This window comes from Stenotrophomonas sp. PS02297 (assembly GCF_029959705.1).
Taxonomy (GTDB): Bacteria; Pseudomonadota; Gammaproteobacteria; order Xanthomonadales; family Xanthomonadaceae; genus Stenotrophomonas; species Stenotrophomonas nitritireducens.
The window spans coordinates 29,843-49,793 of sequence record NZ_JASCOS010000015.1 but is presented as its reverse complement, the minus strand read 5'-3'; the positions used below and the strand labels follow the sequence as shown (position 1 = coordinate 49,793).

Here is a 19,951-nt window from a genome sequence, read left to right as displayed (position 1 = left end):
GCCCTGCCCGGCCTGCGCACGCCCGGCCTGTGGATCGGCGGCCAGCGCGACCGGCTGGTCCCCGCCAAGGCCATGCACAGCGCCGCGGCGCTGGCGCCGGCCGGCCGGCACGCCGCGCATACCATCGACGGCGGCGGCCATGCGCCGTTCCTCGGCCACGCCGACCACGTCGCCGGGCTGCTGCAACGCTTCGTTGCGGACTGCATGTGAGCCGCCGCGTGCGCGCATCGCCGATCATGTGCGGCCACCGAACACACCGGGAGTAGACCGATGGATCTTGGAATCGCCGGGCGCTGGGCACTGGTCTGCGGCGCCAGCAAGGGGCTGGGGCTGGGCTGCGCGCGCGCGCTGGCCGGCGAGGGCGCCAACCTGGTCATCGTCGCCCGCGGCGCCGACGCGCTGGAAGCGGCCGCAGTGGAACTGCGCGCCCTTCCCGGTGCCGGCCAGGTCGTCGCCGTCGCCGCCGACATCACCACCGCCGCCGGCCGCGCCGCCGCGCTCGCCGCCTGCCCGCAGGTGGACATCCTCGTCACCAACGCCGGCGGCCCACCACCTGGCGATTTCCGCGACTGGGACCGCGAACGGTGGCTGGCCGCGCTGGACGCCAACATGCTCACCCCGATCGAGCTGATCCGCGCCACCGTCGATGCGATGGCCGCGCGCGGTTTCGGCCGCGTGGTCAACATCACCTCCAGTTCGGTGAAGGCGCCGATCGACATCCTCGGCCTGTCCAACGGCGCGCGCTCGGGATTGACCGGCTTCGTCGCCGGCGTCGCCCGCACCCACCTGGCGCGCAACGTCACGATCAACAACCTGCTGCCCGGCGCGTTCGACACCGACCGCCTGCGCGGCACGCTGGAGGCCAGCGCGCAAAGGCAGCAGCAGCCGCTGGACGAGGTGGCCGCGCGCCGCCGCGCCGGCATCCCCGCCGGTCGCTTCGGCACGCCCGACGAGTTCGGCGCCGCCTGCGCCTTCCTGTGCAGTGCGCATGCCGGCTACATCACCGGGCAGAACCTGCTGCTCGACGGCGGCGCCTACCCCGGTACCTTCTGACCCTGTTGCAAGCACGTATTCCCATGCCTTCCCTGTTCGATGCCAAGCACGTCCGCCGCGCCTTCTCGCGCGCCGCCTCCCGCTACCATGCCGCCGCCGTGCTGCAGCAGGAGGTCGCAAAACGCCTGCTGGAATCGCTGGACTACCTGGAGCAGCGGCAGCCGCAGGTGGTGCTGGACGTCGGCAGCGGCCCGGGGCACTCGACCGCAGCGATGAAGAAGCGCTGGCCCAAGGCGCAGGTGATCGCGCTGGACCTGGCCCTGCCGATGCTGGCCGAAGCGAAGAAGCAGGCCGGCTGGTGGCGCCCGTTCTCGCGCGTATGCGCCGATGCGCGGGCGCTGCCGCTGGCCGACAACAGCGTGGACGTGATCTTCAGCAACCTGTGCCTGCAGTGGGTGGAAGACCTGCCGTCGGTGTTCGCCGGCTTCCGCCGCGTACTCAAGCCCGGCGGCCTGCTGGTGTGCTCCACCTTCGGCCCGGACACGCTCATCGAGCTGCGCGAGGCGTTCGCACAGGCCGACGCCGCCCCGCATGTGAGCCGCTTCGTGCAGATCGCGCAGTTCGGCGACGCGCTGATGATGGCCGGCTTCCGCGACCCGGTGCTGGACCGCGACCTGTTCACCCTCACCTACGACGGCCTGCCGGCGCTGATGCGCGAACTCAAGGCCATTGGCGCGACCAACGCGCTGAGCGAACGCCGCCACACGCTCACCGGGCGCGGCCGCTTCAACGCCGCGCAGGCGGCCTATGAACCGCTGCGCCGGCCCGACGGCAAACTTCCCAGCAGCTGGGAAGTCATCTACGCCCACGCCTGGGCACCGGAGCCGGGCGCGCCGATCCGCGAGCACGGCCACGACGTCGCCGCGGTGCCGGTATCGGCGATTCCGATCCGGCGCAAGCCACAGAATCCGTAGGCACAGGGCCGCCCTACGCAGCGCGAAGACAACTGCCGGGAATGCTTCAGCGAAGCGCAGCGCTTTGTAGCGCCGGGCAACGCCCGGCGGGCTTGCCCGGTAGAGCCTCAGCGGGGCGTTGCCCCGCTCTACATTCGGCTACCTAGCCGCGCGATCCCATCCTGAAGGGAGCGGAGCGCAGCGCTTTGTAGCGCCGGGCAACGCCCGGCGGGCTTGCCCGGTAGAGCCCCAGCGGGGCGTTGCCCCGCTCTACATTCAGCCGCCTACCCGCGCGATCCCGTCCTGGAAGAGCGAAGCGCAGCGCTTTGTAGCGCACGGCAGCGCCCGGCGGGGCCTGCCCGGTAGAGCCCCAGCGGGGCGTTGCCCCGCTCTACCTTCAACCGCCTACCTGCGCGATCCAGTCCTGCAGGTTGTAGTAGTTGCTGACGCGCGCGATGCGGCCGTCCCGGAGGTCGAAGAACGCGCCGCCGGGCAGCACGTAGCGCTGGCCGTTGGCCGGCGGCAGGCCTTCGTCGGTGTGGTGGTACTCGCCGTGCACCACGTATTCGGCAGCGGCGCGGGTGCCATCGAGGCTGGCCATCGCCACCACGTCGCGCAGTTGTTCGCGATAGCTGGCGTCCATGCGTTGCAGGAACGCGGCGAACGCCTCGACGCCGCTTTCGCACGTGCCCTGGTTCAGGTCGTGCGCCACGTCAGCGCTCAGACGCTCCAGCATTCCGGCCCAGTCGCCGCGGTTGAAGGCATCGTAGTAGCCGCGGACCAGGTCGATGGCCTGCTGCTGCGCGGGGGAAACGTCGTGGCTCATGGGATTTCTCGAAGAGCGGCGGCGCTCAGGTGGCGCCGGCGAACAGGTCGCGGTGGAAGAAATAGATTTCCTGCGCCAGGAACCGCCAGCTGGTGTGGAAGCTGCGGAAGCGCGTGCTCGGCGTGGACGAGGCCAGTGCATCGATGCCCAGTTCCCGCGACAGGCGCAGCGCGCGCGCCATGTGCAGCGGGTCGCTGACCAGGATGGCGCGGCGCATGCCATGCGCATCCATCAGCCGCTTGGCCTCGACCAGGTTCTGCCGCGTGGTGCGCGAGCGGTTCTCGATCAGGATGTCCGTGGCGGGAATCTCCTGCTTCAGCGCGTAGCGGCGCGCCACCTGCGATTCGGAGAAGCGCGCGCCGGTGCCGCCGAAGCCACCGGTGAAGATCAGTTTGGGCGCATAGCCCTGCCGGTACAGGTCCAGCCCGTGGCGGATGCGCTCCTCGAACACCGGCGACGGCTTGGCGTCGTAGGCCGCCGCGCCCAGCACGATGATCGCGTCGGCCGGCGCAGCCTGGTCGCGGTCGCCGACCCAGATGATCCACGCCGCCACGCCGAGCAGCCACAGCAGCACCAGCACGCACAGGCGCCACAGCCAGTCGAACAGGCCGGCGCGCTTGCGGCTCACGCGCCCATCCACGGCAGCGCGTCCAGGTCTACGTTGCCGCCGGACAGGACCAGGCCCACGTTGCGCCCGGCAAAGCGCTGCGGCTGCGCCAGCATCGCCGCCAGCACCGTGGCCGACGAGGGCTCCACCACCTGCTTGAGCACCTGCCACAGCAGGCGCATCGCCGCCACGGTGGCGGCGTCGTCCACGGTGACGGCCGTGGCGTTGCCGTGCAGCAGCGCGAAATTCGGTTCGCCCAGCGCGCCGCGCAGGCCATCGCAGACGGTGTCGGGCACGAAGTCGACCAGCCGCCTTCCCGCCTCCAGCGAGCGCGCGGTGTCGGCCGCGCCGGCCGGTTCGGCCAGCACCAGCTCGCAGTCCGGCGCCGCCTGGCGCAGCGCCAGCAGGGTGCCGGAGGCCAGCCCGCCGCCGCCGGCCGGCACCACCACCGCATCCAGCGCCGTGCCGGCCTGGCGCAGCAGTTCCAGCGTCGCCGTGCCCTGCCCGGCGATCACCTGCATGTCGGCATAGGGATGGACCAGCGTCGCCCCGGTTTCCTGCTGCACCCGCGCGCATTCGGCCTCGCGCGCGGCCTGGGTCGGCGCGCAGCGCCACAGGGTCGCGCCATGGCGGGCGATGTTGGCCAGCTTGGCCGCCACCGCGCCTTCCGGCACCACCACATGGCAGGGAATGCCGCGCGAGCGTGCCGCCAGGGCCAGCGCCGCGCCGTGGTTGCCGGAGGAATGGGTCACCACGCCGTGGCGCGCCTGGTCCTCGTCCAGCGCCCATACCGCATTGCAGGCGCCGCGGAACTTGAACGCGCCGCCGCGCTGCAGGTGCTCGGCCTTGAAGTGCAGGCGGGCGCCGGCCAGCGCATCCAGCTCGCGCGAGCGCAGGACCGGGGTGACCGTGGCATGAGGTGCGATGCGGGCCGCGGCGGCCAGCACGTCGGCCGGCCCTGGCAGGGTGAGTTCAACCATGGGGAAAGGTTAACGTAGGCCCCGGGTGCCGGACCATCTCGGGCCGCCACTGGACCCGCGTTCAGCCCCGACCGGGAGGGTTAAGGACCGATTCAATGCAAACGCACGAAGCTGGCCGCGTGCCCAACAGGGGGAGAAACTCATGAAAATGCGCCTGATTCTTTCGGCCGGCCTGCTGCTCGGCCTGTCCGGCTGCGCCACCTACGACTATGTCGGCAGTGGCTCCGGCGGCTACTACAGCGGCTCGGCGTCGGTGCAGCGCACCTACCCGTACGGCTATCCCTACGGTTCCTACGGCTATGGCTCCTACGGCTACGGCCCGTACGGTTACGGCAGCTACGGCTACTACGACCGCTACCCGTACCCGGTCTACCGCCCGCCGTACAACCCGCCCCCGCGCCCGCCGCATGGTGGCCATTGGGGCGACGGGCATCGTCCGCCGCCGACGGGCAACGACAACGGCGGCCATCGCCCACCGCCGCGCCCCGGTGACGGCGACGGACGCCCGCCGCGTCCCCGCCCGCCGGTGGATGGTGGCGGCAGCGGCAAGTCGCCGTGGCGTGACATGGACCGCCAGCCGCGCCCGCAACCGCGTCCGCAGCCCCAGGCGGTGCCGCGCTCGATGCCCTCGCCGCAGGCCAATGGCGCGCCGCGCCCGATGATGCAGCGTCCGGCACCGGCCCGACCGCCGTCACAGTCCCATCGTCCGCGCCCGGCGCAGCAGCAGGAGCCCTGAGACGCTTGCATTTGCGGAAAAACCAGGCAATCTTGTCGAACCGGGTGACCGGCAGCGTCGATAACTGACACGAACTGCCCTTCACACCTCACCGCTTCAATGTCGATGTCCGTCAGGAAATCTGGATCCCCCCTGTTCCGGCCCTGTCGGGCATCGGCGCCTATAACGACAAAGCCCCGGCCATGCCGGGGCTTTGTCTTTCCGGATTCGGGCCCGCTCCTGCCAGCCATCCGGACAGGCCTGCCCGCACAAGGCGGACACCCCCGGCCGGCATAGCCGGAAACCCGCAGGGAATAGCGGCAGGGCAGCCGTCTTCAAGGCAAAGCCGCCACACGGGTCGCGCACAGGAACATGCGCCATGAAAAAAGGGCCGGCAGTCCCCCGACTGCCGGCCCCATGCTTCCCCGGTGTGCGCTTCGGCTGGCCCCTGTTCCAATTCCAGCCACTGCGCCGATGGCGCATGCCACACCGGGTGCAATGACGTTAACTGCAGTTTGCGTGCCAACTTTAGGCCTTCCTGCATGCCCGCCAGGCATTGGCGGTAAAATCACCACACCGTCGCCGAAGGCTTGTGCCACAGGCCACCGACCGATTTCACACTTCCAGCCCTTACCTCCATGACCGACTCCTTCCATCGTTACGACGTCATCGTCATCGGCGGCGGCCACGCCGGCACCGAGGCCGCGCTGGCCGCGGCGCGTGGCAGCGCCCGCACCCTGCTGCTGACCCACAACGTGGAAACGGTGGGCGCGATGAGCTGCAACCCGGCCATCGGCGGCATCGGCAAGGGCCACCTGGTCAAGGAGATCGACGCGCTGGGTGGGGCCATGGCGCACGCCGCCGACTTGGCCGGCATCCAGTGGCGCACGCTCAACGCCTCCAAGGGCCCGGCGGTACGCGCCACCCGCTGCCAGGCCGACCGCAACCTGTACCGCATGGCGATCCGCCGCATCGTCGAATCGCAGCCCAACCTGACCGTATTCCAGGCGGCGGTGGACGACCTGGTGATCGAAGACGACGCCGTGCGCGGCGCCGTCACCCAGACCGGACTGACCTTCCATGCGCCGGCCGTGGTGCTCACCGCCGGCACCTTCCTCGCCGGCAAGATCCACATCGGCGAAACCCAGTACACCGCCGGGCGCATGGGCGACCCGCCGGCCACCACCCTGGCCGCGCGCCTGCGCGAGCGCCCGTTCGCCATCGACCGGCTCAAGACCGGCACGCCGCCGCGCATCGATGGCCGCTCGCTCGACTACAGCGTCATGGACGAACAACCCGGCGACGACCCGCTGCCGGTGATGTCCTACCTGGGCAACGCCGACGAACACCCGCGGCAGGTGAGCTGCTGGATCACCCACACCAGCCAGCGCACCCACGAGGTGATCCGCAACGCGCTGCACCGCTCGCCGCTGTACAGCGGCCAGATCGAAGGCATCGGCCCGCGCTACTGCCCGTCCATCGAGGACAAGGTGGTGCGCTTCGCCGAAAAGGACAGCCACCAGATCTTCGTCGAGCCCGAAGGCCTGGACGTGGTGGAGATCTACCCCAACGGTATTTCCACCTCGCTGCCGTTCGACGTGCAGCTGGAACTGGTGCGCAGCATCCGCGGCTTCGAGCACGCGCACATCACCCGCCCCGGCTACGCCATCGAATACGACTTCTTCGACCCGCGCGGGCTCAAGAACACGCTGGAAACCCGCCAGGTCGCCGGCCTGTTCTTCGCCGGCCAGATCAACGGCACCACCGGCTACGAGGAAGCCGGCGCGCAGGGCCTGCTGGCCGGCGTCAACGCCGCGCTGTTCGTTCAGGGCAAGGACGGCTGGTGCCCACGCCGCGACGAGGCCTACATCGGCGTGCTGGTGGACGACCTGATCACCCACGGCACCAGCGAGCCCTACCGCATGTTCACCAGCCGCGCCGAATACCGGCTGCAGCTGCGCGAGGACAACGCCGACGCGCGCCTGACCCCGACCGGCCGCGAGCTGGGCCTGGTCGACGACCGCCGCTGGCACGCGTTCGAAACCAAGCAGGCCGCCGTCGCCAGCGAAAGCGCGCGCCTGCGCGGCCTGTGGGCCACGCCCGCCAACACGCTGGGCCGCGAAGTGCAGGCAACCACTGGCGTGGCGGTGAGCCGCGAAACCAATGTGCTTGACCTGATCAAGCGCCCGGAACTGGACTACGCCAAGCTCATGCAGGTGCCCTCGCTCGGCCCCGGCGTGAGTGATGCACGCGTGGCCGAACAGGTGGAAATCAGCGTCAAGTACGCCGGCTACCTGGACCGCCAGCGCGAGGAGATCGAACGCCAGCAGCGCCACGAGAACACCGCCATTGCCGAAGGCTTCGACTTCGCCGCCGTGCGCGGCCTCTCCGCCGAAGTGCTGCAGAAACTTGAACGCGTGTGCCCGCAGACCATCGGCCAGGCCCAGCGTATCCCCGGCATGACCCCGGCGGCGATCTCACTGCTGCTGGTGCACCTGGAGCGGGCGCGGCGCGGGAAGGTGGCGTGAGCGCGCCTGCGGTGCTGCACGTTGATCGAGCAGAAGAATTTTAGTCTTCGGGTCCAAGGTTCAAACCCTTCACGACCCACCATGAAAACAGGCACCCGGCTCGCGCTGGGTGCCTGCTTCTTTTTCCCCTCGGGGAAAGCGCGCGGGAATGCTCCCGCGTCGGCGGGCTACTTCAGCAGCGGCTGCACATCGACGATGTGCACGTCGTGCATCTGGTCGAGGTAGGCATCCAGATACGCCTTGTGCGATGCACCGACGATCACCAGCGTGCGCATCCCCGGGGTCGGCCCCATCAGGTCGCGGATGTTGGCGGCCATGCGCAGGTTGCGGGTTTCCCAGTTGGTCACGTACAGGCGCCCGTAGCCCTGCTCCGACGGCTCCTCCAGCGCGGCGCCGTAGTCGCTCTCGAAGGCGATGGCGGCAAGCTCCGGCGCGTTGTAGCAGCGGTACATGGCCAGCACCTTCTCCGGCGTATCCATCTGCGCTTCCATTTCGCTGAACATCGCGCTCCGCTGGTGGGTCGCCGGGTTGTCCCACGCCTTGCGGATGGCGGCCACGTAGGCCTTGATGTCGCGGCCGTAGCGGTCGGAACTGTGGTCGTCCATCGGCCAGAGCCGCTCATGCCCCAGGCGCGCGGCCAGCGGCGCGGCAAGCAGCGTGGTTTCGTTGCGGCTGGTGCGCAGCGCCTCCAGCGCGTCCACCAGCGCCTGGTCCAGCCCGTCGCCCGCGTGCCGCTCCGCCACCGGAAGCCGCAGCCACTGCACCAGCGCCGACTCGCGCTCACCCGCCGCCAGGAACGTGGCGGCCAGCGTGCGCCGCTGCGCCGCCGCCGGCTGCGCGGGCCATGCCTCCAGCATCGTCTCTGCCGCCGCATTCGCCGCCGGCACATCCAGCCCGGTGGCCTTGGCCGCCGCCGACATGTCGGGGCAGTAGCCGCCAACCGTCCTCGCGTAGCGGTACGGGTAGCGGCGCATCATGTCGCACTGCAGGCCCGACACCACCTCGATGGCGATCGCCTGCGGCCGCCACGCCGCCATCCGCTCGATCACTACATCAAGCGTCGCGGGGTCGAACGTCTCCGGCATGCTCGCCAGATGCGTGGTGCCTAGCACCGCGACCTCGTTCTTCGCTCCATGCTGCGGCCCCTTGTGTGCGCGCAGATCAAAGGATTGCGCCTGCACCGCTCCCGCCAGCAGCCCACCTACCAACAGCGTGCCGATCACTACACCGCGTCCCCACATTCCCTGCACCCCTCCCTGCTGCATGTGATCCACCGATAGAGCGCCGGGCTGGCGCAAGGCGACGCAGATTCCGTTTCCGCCGGGGCTTTGTCAACGGGCGCTTGTGGCACGCGGTCGGCTGGAACGTACTGGAAGAAAGGCAGGAGAAGCCACGGCACACAGCCTGTTCAATCCTGCGAAGAGGCCCGCATGAGCGGGCCTCTTCGTTTCGTTGCCTGCATGCCACCTTATGGCGAACACCACCACCGCATGCACGTGCTGGTCGCCAGCCACGGCACGGGCTGCTCAGTCGTCGCCCTTGCCACGGCTGATCAACAACAACCCGTTCCCCACCGTCACCTGCAACGCATCGCCCACGGCAAAGCCGCAACGTTCCAACCAACGGCCGGACAGGCGCAGCTTGGGCACGGCCCGACCGATGATCTGCTCGCCCCTGCGCTCGTCGTAATACAGGTAGCCCATCGTGCAGCGCTTGGGCATGCGCGCCCAGCCGCTGGACGCGGGAGGTGTGGAAGACGGGGGCGAGAACAGCACCGGAAGCGGCGCGGAATCGATCATCCGCGATGTGGGTGCCTCGTGCCTGGACGTGCTGCGGTTGGACGCAGGGGTGGAAGCGCGGGTGATTTCCTTGGAACGGCGCATATCGGACTCCTTGAGCGATAGGGAATCCTTGTGCTTTCGAGCTGCCAAACCCGACTGCGGAACTCAGCCGCAGCCAGTAAATGGTGCTGCCGGATCGCAACATTTGTCAACGGATCGGGACCGCACATGAGTACCCGAAATGGCCAACAGAGCCATAAGAGGACCACCATCCATTCCCCCCACCCAATTGGATGTGGCAAACGGAACAACCTGCAGCTCTCAGTACCCGGACCAGCATGATTGCCGCTACAGTCTCCTTCCGTGAGATCCATCCATGGCACACATGGATGGCACGGCACAGGGGATCGACATGGAACAGTTGCCGTCTTCGGACCTGAAGACAATCCTGCATTCAAAGCGGGCCAATATTTACTACCTTCAACACTGCCGGGTACTGGTCAATGGTGGCCGCGTCGAGTACGTCACCGACGCCGGAAAGCAATCGCTTTACTGGAACATCCCGATCGCCAACACCACCACTGTACTTCTGGGTACCGGCACCTCCGTCACCCAGGCGGCGATGCGCGAGCTGGCCAAGGCGGGCGTGCTGGTGGGCTTCTGTGGTGGTGGCGGAACACCCCTTTTCAGTGCCAACGAGATCGACATTGACGTAGCCTGGTTCTCGCCGCAGAGCGAGTACCGTCCTACCGAGTACCTGCAGGCGTGGGTGAAATTCTGGTTCGACGACGACCTCCGTCTTCTGGCGGCCAAGCAGCTCCAACAACTGCGGCTGCAGCGGCTATCCAGGCAATGGCAGCAGCGTGCGCTGCATGAGGCGGGCTTCAAGGTCGATGCCGGGCGGCTTGAAAGCCTGCTGCAACCTTCAAGCCGCAACATCGAACTGGCGCAAGACACCACGGCACTGCTGACCGAGGAAGCGCGCCTGAGCAAGGCCCTGTTCAAGCTTGCGGTGGATACCGTCGACTATGGCGAATTCAGCCGGGCCAAACGAGGTACCGGCACGGATCCGGCGAATCGCTTCCTGGATCATGGCAATTACCTCGCCTATGGATTGGGCGCCACCGCCAGCTGGGTACTGGGCCTGCCGCACGGCCTGGCAGTACTGCACGGAAAGACCCGTCGCGGCGGGCTGGTATTCGATGCCGCCGACCTTATCAAGGACGCCAGCATCCTTCCCCAGGCATTCCTCTCGGCGATGCGTGGCGACGACGAGCAGAGCTTCCGCCGCCATTGCATCGAGTCGCTTACACGCAGCGATTCGCTGGATTTCATCATCGACAGCCTCAAGGCCATCGCTCTCTCGACGGCTGCACAGGTGAAAGTTTGAACATCCTGCTGATCTCGCAATGCGAGAAGAGGGCACTGTCCGAAACACGACGCATCCTGGATCAGTTCGCCGAGCGCCGTGGCGACCGCACCTGGCAGACCGCCATCACCCAGGAGGGACTGGATACGCTGAGGCGATTGCTGCGCAAGACCGCGCGAAAGAATACCGCCGTTGCCTGCCACTGGATTCGGGGACGCGATCACAGCGAACTGCTGTGGGTGGTTGGTGATGCCCGACGGTTTAATGCCGAGGGCGCCGCACCGACCAACGCTACCCGCCGCAACATCCTGCGCCCCCACGATGAGAACGATTGGCACACCGCCCAACCAATCCGACTCCTGGCCAAATTGGCCGCCCTCCTGCACGACCTGGGCAAGGCCAGCATCGCCTTCCAGGAACGCCTGCGCGGTGCCCGTACCGAACGCAACCTGTATCGCCACGAGTGGGTATCGCTGCGCTTGTTCCAGGCCTTCGTCGGAACCGATGACGACGCGGGATGGCTAAAACGGTTGAGCGATATCGAGAACGCCAATGAACTGGACTGGCTGGCCGAGGACCGCTATCAGCGCGATGGCATGGATGCCTCGCATGCCCTCCCTTTCCAGCGGCTGCCTCCCTTGGCTGGCGCCATCGCGTGGCTGGTGGTCAGCCATCATCGCCTTCCCGTTGTTCCGGCCCTCGCCAGCGACGGCACTCAACAGCCGCTCGGGTCCCGTGCCGCGCACTGGAATGAGCTCTGGCTGAAGGACCCGCTCGCACTGGTCTCACATGGGTGGAACGAGAGATCTCAATCGCCTTCAAGGCAGGAAGCCCTGCCGTATTGGGAACCTGCCGCACCCTTGCCGGTGATCGAACGGGATTGGCTGCGCCAGGCCGCGCGTATTGCCGGAAGCTTGTTGCAACTGCAGCAGCGCGACGACAGCCGGTGGATCGACAATCCCTACGTCATGCATCTCGCACGCCTGTGCCTGATGCTGGCTGACCACCATTACTCCAGCCTGCCACCGGATGCTTCCGAGCGGTTGAAGGTCAAGACGGACAGCCAGCTGTATGCCAACACCCATAAGGACGGGAAGCTCAAACAGACATTGCTTGAGCACCTGCTCGGTGTCGCCCGCGATGCAGGCATGGTCGCGCACGCACTTCCCGGCTTTGAGCGCCACCTTCCGCGGCTGGCCAATCACCGGGGACTGCGTAAGCGCAACAGCAACCCGAAGTTCGCATGGCAGGACAAGGCCGCTGATGCCGCGACAAGCCTGCGCGAAGACTTCCAGAGGCTCGGCGGCTTCATCGTTAACATGGCGTCCACCGGCTGCGGCAAGACGCTGGCCAATGCACGTATCCTGTACGCACTCAGCGATCCGCAACTCGGCATGCGCGTGACGTATGCGCTCGGCCTGCGCATGCTCACGCTGCAGACCGGCCGCAGCTACCGGAATGACCTCCATCTTGGAGAGGACGAACTGGCCATACGCGTTGGCGGTTCGGCGAGCCGGGCGGTGTTCGAGTACTACGAACAGCAGGCAGAGTCTTCCGGATCGGCATCCATCCAGGATCTTATCGAGGAAGACAGCCACATTCTTTACGAGGGCAACAGCAGCCAGCATCCGCTGGTGTCGCGCGCACTGCACGATCCGGACATCCGCAACCTGCTGTCGGCGCCCGTGCTGGTCTGCACGGTGGACCACATGGTGCCCGCAACGGAATCCCTGCGTGCCGGCCGCCAGATCGCCCCGATGCTGCGCTTGATGAGTGCCGACCTGGTGCTCGACGAACTGGATGACTACGACCTGGACGACATGCCGGCGCTCACGCGGCTAGTGCATTGGGCCGGCATGCTGGGCTGCCGCGTGGTGTTATCTTCGGCCACGCTACCACCGGCATTGGTCACCGGCATGTTTCTCGCCTACCGCACCGGGCGGCGACTGTATCGCCAGAATCGGGGCGAGCCAGGTATCGCGAATATTGGGGCGGAGATTCCTTGCCTATGGACGGACGAGTTCGGCGTTCAGGTAGCGGGCGTGGGTGGCCAGGACTTCGAACAACAGCACCTGCGATTCGTGGACAAGCGCGCCGCACAGCTGCGGAAAGTAGCGCCGTTGCGCCGCGCGCGATTGCTGCCACTGTCGCTTGAAGCCAGGAAGCCTGAGCAGCGGAACGCCGAATTCGCCCCGCATGTCCGCGACGCCTGCCTGCAACTCCATCGTGCGCACTGCCAGAAGGACCCTGTCAGCGGAAAGCAGGTCAGCCTCGGGCTGGTACGCATGGCGAACATAGGCCCGCTGTTCGACGTTGCGCGAGCTATTTTCACGCAAGGCGCACCAGAAGGTGTCCGCTTCCACCTCTGTGTCTATCACGCGCGTTTCCCCCTTCTGCAACGTTCGGCCATCGAGGCACTGCTGGATGGCGCCTTCAATCGTCGCGGCGACGCCAACGCCGTCTTCCAGCTTCCCACCATCCGCAGTGCGCTGGATGCCCACCCGGAACCGCAGCACATGTTCGTGGTACTGGCCTCACCCGTCTGCGAGGTTGGCCGGGACTGGGACGCGGACTGGGCGGTAGCCGAACCTTCGTCCATGCGCTCATTGATCCAGTTGGCTGGACGCGTGCAGCGGCATCGGGGCCATGCACCGTCGGAGGCGAATGTGCTGGTGTTCGATACCAACCTTCGCCACTTTGCAGAGACTCATTCCGACCGGCCGGCATTCCAGCGGCCAGGTTACGAGAAGTCCGGCTCCAGCCCCGCGCAGAAACGCCTGCAGTTGTCCACGCATCGCCTTGCCGAGTTGCTGCAGCCGGCCGAGTTCGAGGTACTCGACGCCTTGCCGCGTATCCAGCCACGGCCGTCGAAGACCTGGCGGACGCGCCATAGCCTCGTCGACCTGGAACAGGCACGTACCGCCCTCAGCATGCTGCCAGTACCTGCCACCACGGAAAGCCAGATTCCTCCTGTCGAGCAGGATCAGGCTTACGTCGCCTGGAAGTACCCACAAGCCGCGCTGATCGGCGTTCTTCCCCAGCAGCAGCGATTCCGGCGGCAGGCCGTGAAGACCACCACGCTGGTTTTCCTGCCCGACGACGAGGGTGAGCGGTTGCTGTTGCATCGGGTCGAGGAAACCGCTGGCCGGCATTCCGCTCCCCTGTACGTCCTGGTCGACCAGAGCCAACGGAGGGATATCCAGCTGACCTTCGGCGCTGGAATCAGCCCGTGGGGGCATTTCGAGCTGAGGTCCCTGCTGGACGATCAGGCCGCACACTCGGGAGACTCGCTGGACTACTGCGCCCGGCGTTTCACCACAGTCGAGGTGCATTCCAACCCGAACGGCTGGCGATGGCACCCATTGCTGGGCTTTGACGACATGCCATGAGGCGGGGCATCCCTGCCCCAGCTGCCTGCTCGGCAGCAAGCAACGATCAGCATTCCACACCTAAATTTCCTGAGCTGCCTACACGGCAGAGCGGTCTTGCGCCCGCTGATCGTTTAGGCCATAGTCTGCACCAAGAACTTTCATTTGTCGATCTGCAATTTACACATAAATGGTTAAAAGCCCGGAGTCACTGGCATGACTCCGGGCGAACAGAGAGCCGGTTGGACGCCGGACCTACGCACAAGGACTGCTGTGCAAAGGAGGATGTGGAAGTGTTTTATCGACGCTTTTTCAGAATATGCGCTTGAGGGTAGGACCCTCATAACACCCACGACTGCTCACTGCCGTGTGGGATTCTACAGGCACGCCCCTTCAACGGGCGCATGAAAGGATTCTCCATGAACGAACCTTCGGAACGTCTTGCGCGCTCCGGCCGTTTCCGCTCAGCCATCGCCGGCTTCATCGAAGCCCGGCGCGAAGCCAAGCTGAAAGGCAAGGAAGAAGAAGGCGATATCTCCACCAAATACGACTATGGCGCCTGGTTGGCCGATGCTGCCCGGCGGGTAGGCCAGATCCAGGCGGTCACCCACGTACTCAAGGCCACCCACCCGGACGCACGGGGCAGCAGCCTGCATGTCCGGCCAGACGCCTTGCCCCGCCACGCCGAGATCGGTACCCATGTGCTGGGCGACGACTTCGCAGAGGATGTCGTGGGCAATGCCGCAGCACTGGATGTATTCAAGTTCCTCAAGGTCGAAGTGGAGGGACGCCGGCTGCTGGATTGGATGCAAGCCGGTGATGCAGACCTGCGCTCGGCTCTGCACGCGGATTCCGAGACCGCGGCCAACTGGATGAAGGCCTTCAGCGGCCTGGTCCGCGGCGATACCCACCCTACGTCGCACGAAGCCGCAAAACAGCTGTACTGGCTGGTCGACGGCGCACCGACGGAAGACGAGGCCTATCACCTGCTGCAACCCCTGTTCTCCAGCAGCCTGGCCCATGCCGTGCATGCCGAAATCCAGGACGCGCGTTTCGGTGAGGACAACAAGGCCGCACGGCAGGCGTTCCGCGCCGGGGAGGCGCACGAAGCGCCCTATCGCGACTACCGCAACCTGGTCGCCCGCAAGCTGGGGGGCACCAAGCCCCAGAATGTGTCGCAGCTCAACAGCGAGCGCGGCGGCATCAACTACCTGCTGGCCTCCCTTCCGCCGAGCTGGGACATCGAGCAACCGCGCAAATTGCTGAATCTCGAATCGGCAATGGACCGCCTGGCCTGGTTCCCTGGCGTTCGCGACACCGTTGACCAACTGGCCAGCTTTCTTCTGTCCAATCCGCCCCCTACCGAGGCAACGCGACGGAAACGCACCGAACTGGCTCAGGAGTTGGGGGCCCAGTTGGCCATCTTCGCCGTAGAAACGCAGGTTCGTTTCGAACCGGGATGGACGCGGAATGAAAGCTGCACCCTGCCCCTGCACCAGCAGGTCTGGCTGGACCCCGAACGCGTGGAGCTGGATCCGCGCCCGGAACCCGAACTGGCCGTCGAGGACGAAGCGTTCGTCGCCATCTGGGAGTTCGGCGATTGGCCTGATCAGGTGGCTGGCGATTTCGCCAACTGGTTGAATGACCGGTTGCGCTCCGCCGGACTGATCGCTGTCGGAGACGCGGAATACCGGCACTGGGCGCGCCATGCGGTCGCCGATGCGACCTGGCCGGTACCCGTGCGGCGGCGCGCACCGAAAGGAGGCACGGCATGAGCACTTGCCCGCAATTCGATCACCTGCTTGTCTTCCCGCATCTGCAGGTGCAGAACGCCAACGCCATTTCCAGCCCGCTGTCGCATGGCTTCCCGTCGATGACGGCTTTCCTGGGGCTGATGTGGGCCCTGCAGCGCAAGGCGGATGCTGCGGGACTGGATGTCCGGTTCAATGCAGTGGGAGTGGTCTGCCACCAGCATCGTGAACTGGCCACCGAAGGCCGCTTCGTCAACAGCTTCCATCTGACCCGCAACCCGGTGAACAAGGAAGGCGGCAGCTCGGCGATCGTCGAGGAAGGCCGCATCCATCTGGGCTTGAGCCTGCTGCTGGCCGCCAAAAGCCTTCGCTGGCAGAAGGCGCCAGAAACGCGTGAAGGCGATCTGCGGGCACTGGCCGAACTGCTGGCCGGCATGCGCATCGCGGGTGGCAGCCTGATACCGCCGGCCCATCCCTGGCGTAGGCGCTACCAACCCTGGGCGCTGGAGCTGACAGGCACCGCAGCCGATCGCCAGGCGCTGTTCGCCAAGGCGCGCATGCGCCTGCTGCCCGGCTTCGTGCCTGTGAGCCGTGACGACCTGCTGGCCGAGCGCCTGCAGCAACAGGAGCAATCAGGCAAGGCACCAGACCCATTGGATGCCTGGCTGTCATTGTCCCGCATCAATTGGCGCTGGCAGGCCGACCACGATACCGGCAAGGGCAGCTGGTCCAACGACCGAACTGGTAATGGCTGGGTGGTTCCCATCCCAGTGGGGTACGGCGCGCTGGGCGAACTGCACGCTGCCGGTAGGGTGGTCAACACCCGCGATGCCGTAACGCCGTTCCGCTTCGTCGAAAGCCTGTACTCGGTTGGTCAATGGGTCAGCCCGCACCGTCTGCATGTGCCTGAAAGCCTGCTCTGGTATGCCGACACGCAGCCTGAGCTCGGCCTGTATCGCTGTCGCAACGACCATGCGCAACCTCTCGACGAGGATGAGCTGGATACACCGCTTGAATTCGACACCACCACCTACTGACCCGGCAGAAAAGGAATCCCATCATGTCCAAGGAACTCAAGACCGCATCCGTATTGGCCTTCGAACGCAAGCTGGACCCGTCCGATGCCCTGTTCACCAGTGGAAACTGGGCGGCGCGCACCCAAGCGACAGACTGGAGGCCGGTAGGCCTGCGCGAAAAGTCCGTGCGCGGCACCATCTCCAACCGACTGAAAACCAGCGGCCAGGACCCGGCCAAACTGGACGCCGCCATCCAGAATCCGAACCTGCAGACCGTGGACGTGGCGGCATTGCCGGCTGACGCCGACACGCTGAAGGTGCAGTTCACCTTGCGCGTGCTCGGTGGAACCGGCAGGCCCTCGGCCTGCAACGACGCCGCCTATCGCAGCAAGCTGCTGGAAACGGTCGACGGCTATGTACGCCAGCACGGCTTCAACGAGCTGGCCCGCCGCTATGCGGCCAATCTGGCCAATGGTCGCTTCCTGTGGCGCAACCGCATTGGCGCCGAGCAGGTCGAAGTAACCGTGGCCCATCTGCGTGACGGCAAGCCCGCCCAGCAATGGACCTTCGATGCACTGGCACATTCGCTGCACGATCTCATGGCACCGGCAGTGGAAACCACTGCCCTGGCCGAACTGGGTGAGCTGATTGCCGTTGGCCTGGCCGGTGACAACCATGTGCTGCTGCAGGTCACCGCTTTCGTCCGCATGGGCGCAGGCCAAGAGGTTTTCCCCTCGCAGGAGCTCATCCTGGACAAGGCGGCCAGCAAAAAGAGCAAAACCCTGTACCACGTCGACAAGGTGGCTGCCATCCACTCGCAGAAGATCGGCAATGCGCTGCGCACTGTGGACACCTGGTATCCGGAGGCTACCGGCAACGGCCCCATCGCGGTGGAGCCTTACGGCTCGGTGACCACGCAGGGCAAGGCCTATCGCCAGCCCAAGGAAAAGCAGGATTTCTACAACCTGCTCGATGCCTGGGTATTGAAGGACAAGGAGCCATCGGTGGAGCAGCAGCACTTTGTCATCGCCACGTTGGTTCGGGGTGGCGTGTTCGGCGAAGCGGGCTGAACATCATGACCAGCCATCATGTCGACATCCAGGTCGTCCCCGACCCGGAAACCACGGCTCCGCAGTTACTTGGCGCGCTCTATGACCGCCTGCACCTGGTGCTGGTCCAGCAGCGCATCGAGGACATCGGCGCGAGCTTCCCGGGCTACAGCACTGCGCCTCGCACCTTGGGCACTGTGTTGCGCCTGCATGGCAGCGAGGCGACCCTGCTCCGCCTCCTGCAGGAAGATTGGCTCAAGGGTCTGCGCGACCACGTACGCCTCACCGGGATCAATCCGGTCCCGGAGGGGGTGCCGCAACGCACCGTGCACCGCCGGCAGTTCAAAACCAACGTCGAACGCCTGCGGCGCCGCCGTATGCGACGCCAAGGGGAGACCGAACAGCAAGCGCAACAAGCCATCCCCCAGACCGTGGAGCGCCGCCCCAACCTGCCCTATCTGCACCTGCGCAGCCGCAGCACCGGGCAGCCCTTCTGTGTGTTCGTCGCCCTGGGTCCGTTGGCGGCCACCCCCACACCGGGAAAGTTCAACAGCCACGGATTGAGCAGCACCAGTACCGTCCCGTGGTTCTGACCCAATTTCCAAGGAGTCAGTAACGCTTTTTGAAAATCAGTGACTTGCGAATGCCCCCGAAATTTTGGGGGCATTCCTTTATTCATGGATTTCCTTAGCATTACCAATGACTTGACGTGAAATTCGTCTAGTTCGCTGCCGAGTAGGCAGCTCAGAAATTCCTCGATCGTCGTGTTGACGATGGTCTTACGTTCGCTGCCGAGTAGGCAGCTCAGAAATGACGAAATCCGAATGAGTGCTATCGCCAAAAGTTCGCTGCCGAGTAGGCAGCTCAGAAAAGGAAGTGCAGGCGCTATCGGTGGCGTTCGGTGTTCGCTGCCGAGTAGGCAGCTCAGAAAAATGCAATAGTTAGACCTCAAACAAAATTGACGTTCGCTGCCGAGTAGGCAGCTCAGAAATGCGTGCGCTTTCTGAGTTGCCCCATGATCCCGTTCGCTGCCGAGTAGGCAGCTCAGAAAGCTCTGCGCGAGCGCAGCACCGGCAGCCAGTGGTTCGCTGCCGAGTAGGCAGCTCAGAAATACCGAGGCGACACCAGGGCTGAGCAAGAGAAGTTCGCTGCCGAGTAGGCAGCTCAGAAATACGTCGACCAGGACGGCAACCACTTCATCGGGTTCGCTGCCGAGTAGGCAGCTCAGAAATCCATGCGCGCCACTACCTGCAACGCCGTCAAGTTCGCTGCCGAGTAGGCAGCTCAGAAAGCCGCCCTTGGCCCTCGCATGGCCATGGCCTCGTTCGCTGCCGAGTAGGCAGCTCAGAAACAGCGGAACAACGAAAGCAGGTATTGCATATGGTTCGCTGCCGAGTAGGCAGCTCAGAAATATGACGGCATCGTGGTCTGCACGCTCAACAGGTTCGCTGCCGAGTAGGCAGCTCAGAAACGCTCGACGGCACGGCCGCCGATGCACACCTCGTTCGCTGCCGAGTAGGCAGCTCAGAAATAAGTGGATCGAGGACATGGCGGAGTCTCGTCGTTCGCTGCCGAGTAGGCAGCTCAAAAATACCCGGTCGGCGATTACATGCTCGACATGGAGTTCGCTGCCGAGTAGGCGGCTCAGAAATCTCTGTCCGCAGAGCTTGCCAAGCCCTGAAGGTTCGCTGCCGAGTAGGCAGCTCAGAAATGATCGACGAGCGCTGGGCGCTCAAGCTGGCTGTTCGCTGCCGAGTAGGCAGCTCAGAAATCGTCGCTGCGCACCTGCTGGTAGATCGACAGGTTCGCTGCCGAGTAGGCAGCTCAGAAAGCCCTGAAACCAGACGAGCCCCTTGGTTCCTGGTTCGCTGCCGAGTAGGCAGCTCAGAAAGTGCCGTCCTTCACCATGCCGCCCTCGTCCTCGTTCGCTGCCGAGTAGGCAGCTCAGAAAACCGCCTCCTGCGCTGCGGCGGGCTGGGTGTCGTTCGCTGCCGAGTAGGCAGCTCAGAAAGCGT

15 protein-coding genes, 1 pseudogene and 1 CRISPR repeat array (1 of these 17 only partly in view) are annotated in these 19,951 nt (G+C 65.9%); of the genes and pseudogenes, 11 read left to right on the top strand and 5 right to left on the bottom strand.

Annotated elements, in window-relative coordinates; all coding sequences use genetic code 11:
• The 3 genes and pseudogenes from QMX80_RS05770 to bioC all read left to right on the top strand — a co-directional run.
• Positions 1-210: pseudogene (locus tag QMX80_RS05770) on the top strand (pimeloyl-[acyl-carrier protein] methyl ester esterase); the annotation flags it as partial.
• A 60-nt stretch (positions 211-270) separates the two neighbouring features.
• Positions 271-1,053, top strand: coding sequence for an SDR family oxidoreductase (locus QMX80_RS05765; RefSeq protein ID WP_282275824.1), 783 nt, complete (start codon positions 271-273; stop codon positions 1,051-1,053).
• Between the two features lie 23 nt (positions 1,054-1,076).
• On the top strand, positions 1,077-1,967 hold the full coding sequence (gene bioC / locus QMX80_RS05760) for a malonyl-ACP O-methyltransferase BioC (RefSeq protein ID WP_282275822.1): 891 nt from the start codon (positions 1,077-1,079) through the stop codon (positions 1,965-1,967).
• 376 nt (positions 1,968-2,343) lie between these two features.
• On the opposite strand, the gene QMX80_RS05755 is transcribed toward bioC, so the two are convergent.
• From QMX80_RS05755 to QMX80_RS05745, 3 genes are read right to left on the bottom strand one after another with little or no spacing between them, the layout of a single operon-like run.
• Positions 2,344-2,772, bottom strand: coding sequence for a ketosteroid isomerase-related protein (locus tag QMX80_RS05755; RefSeq protein WP_282275821.1), 429 nt, complete (start codon positions 2,770-2,772; stop codon positions 2,344-2,346).
• 25 nt (positions 2,773-2,797) lie between these two features.
• Complete coding sequence (locus QMX80_RS05750) at positions 2,798-3,412, bottom strand: YdcF family protein (RefSeq protein ID WP_055772970.1); 615 nt, start codon at positions 3,410-3,412, stop codon at positions 2,798-2,800.
• Complete coding sequence (locus tag QMX80_RS05745; protein ID WP_282275818.1) at positions 3,397-4,359, bottom strand: pyridoxal-phosphate dependent enzyme; 963 nt, start codon at positions 4,357-4,359, stop codon at positions 3,397-3,399. The genes QMX80_RS05750 and QMX80_RS05745 overlap by 16 nt, the downstream gene beginning before the upstream one ends.
• Positions 4,360-4,501: 142 nt before the next feature.
• Here QMX80_RS05745 and QMX80_RS05740 point away from each other — a divergent pair, with 142 nt between their 5' ends.
• Together QMX80_RS05740 and mnmG are read left to right on the top strand one after the other, a co-directional pair.
• On the top strand, positions 4,502-5,095 hold the full coding sequence (locus QMX80_RS05740) for a hypothetical protein (protein WP_273084892.1): 594 nt from the start codon (positions 4,502-4,504) through the stop codon (positions 5,093-5,095).
• Positions 5,096-5,712: 617 nt separating this feature from the next.
• Positions 5,713-7,602: a tRNA uridine-5-carboxymethylaminomethyl(34) synthesis enzyme MnmG gene (mnmG, locus tag QMX80_RS05735; protein ID WP_282275814.1), complete on the top strand. Its 1,890-nt coding sequence runs from the start codon at positions 5,713-5,715 to the stop codon at positions 7,600-7,602.
• A gap of 167 nt (positions 7,603-7,769) precedes the next feature.
• On the opposite strand, the gene QMX80_RS05730 is transcribed toward mnmG, so the two are convergent.
• Together QMX80_RS05730 and QMX80_RS05725 are read right to left on the bottom strand one after the other, a co-directional pair.
• Positions 7,770-8,843 carry a DUF5694 domain-containing protein gene (locus QMX80_RS05730; RefSeq protein ID WP_282275812.1) on the bottom strand — a complete coding sequence of 358 codons (1,074 nt, stop codon included), beginning with the start codon at positions 8,841-8,843 and terminating at the stop codon, positions 7,770-7,772.
• Positions 8,844-9,128: 285 nt separating this feature from the next.
• Positions 9,129-9,485, bottom strand: a complete 357-nt coding sequence (locus tag QMX80_RS05725) for a SymE family type I addiction module toxin (protein WP_282275810.1) — start codon at positions 9,483-9,485, stop codon at positions 9,129-9,131.
• Between the two features lie 274 nt (positions 9,486-9,759).
• Between QMX80_RS05725 and cas1f the strand changes: the two genes are divergently transcribed.
• From cas1f to cas6f, 6 genes are all read left to right on the top strand, one after another.
• A complete protein-coding gene (cas1f, locus tag QMX80_RS05720; RefSeq protein ID WP_282275808.1) occupies positions 9,760-10,773 on the top strand; it encodes a type I-F CRISPR-associated endonuclease Cas1f in 1,014 nt (337 codons plus the stop codon).
• The gene (gene cas3f, locus QMX80_RS05715) at positions 10,770-14,141 is read left to right on the top strand and encodes a type I-F CRISPR-associated helicase Cas3f (protein ID WP_282275806.1); all 3,372 of its coding nucleotides are present in this window, start codon (positions 10,770-10,772) and stop codon (positions 14,139-14,141) included. The genes cas1f and cas3f overlap by 4 nt, the downstream gene beginning before the upstream one ends.
• Positions 14,142-14,539: 398 nt before the next feature.
• Positions 14,540-15,895, top strand: coding sequence for a type I-F CRISPR-associated protein Csy1 (csy1, locus tag QMX80_RS05710; RefSeq protein ID WP_282275804.1), 1,356 nt, complete (start codon positions 14,540-14,542; stop codon positions 15,893-15,895).
• Positions 15,892-16,908 (top strand): type I-F CRISPR-associated protein Csy2, encoded by a 1,017-nt coding sequence (csy2, locus tag QMX80_RS05705; RefSeq protein WP_282275803.1) that lies wholly within the window; start codon positions 15,892-15,894, stop codon positions 16,906-16,908. Before csy1 ends, csy2 begins: the two co-directional genes overlap by 4 nt.
• A 23-nt stretch (positions 16,909-16,931) precedes the next feature.
• Positions 16,932-17,957 carry a type I-F CRISPR-associated protein Csy3 gene (csy3, locus tag QMX80_RS05700; RefSeq protein WP_282275802.1) on the top strand — a complete coding sequence of 342 codons (1,026 nt, stop codon included), beginning with the start codon at positions 16,932-16,934 and terminating at the stop codon, positions 17,955-17,957.
• Positions 17,958-17,962: 5 nt separating this feature from the next.
• The gene (gene cas6f / locus QMX80_RS05695; protein WP_282275801.1) at positions 17,963-18,529 is read left to right on the top strand and encodes a type I-F CRISPR-associated endoribonuclease Cas6/Csy4; all 567 of its coding nucleotides are present in this window, start codon (positions 17,963-17,965) and stop codon (positions 18,527-18,529) included.
• Between the two features lie 130 nt (positions 18,530-18,659).
• Positions 18,660-19,951: a CRISPR direct-repeat array (repeat unit 28 nt; unit sequence GTTCGCTGCCGAGTAGGCAGCTCAGAAA) (it continues 3,540 nt past the right edge of the window).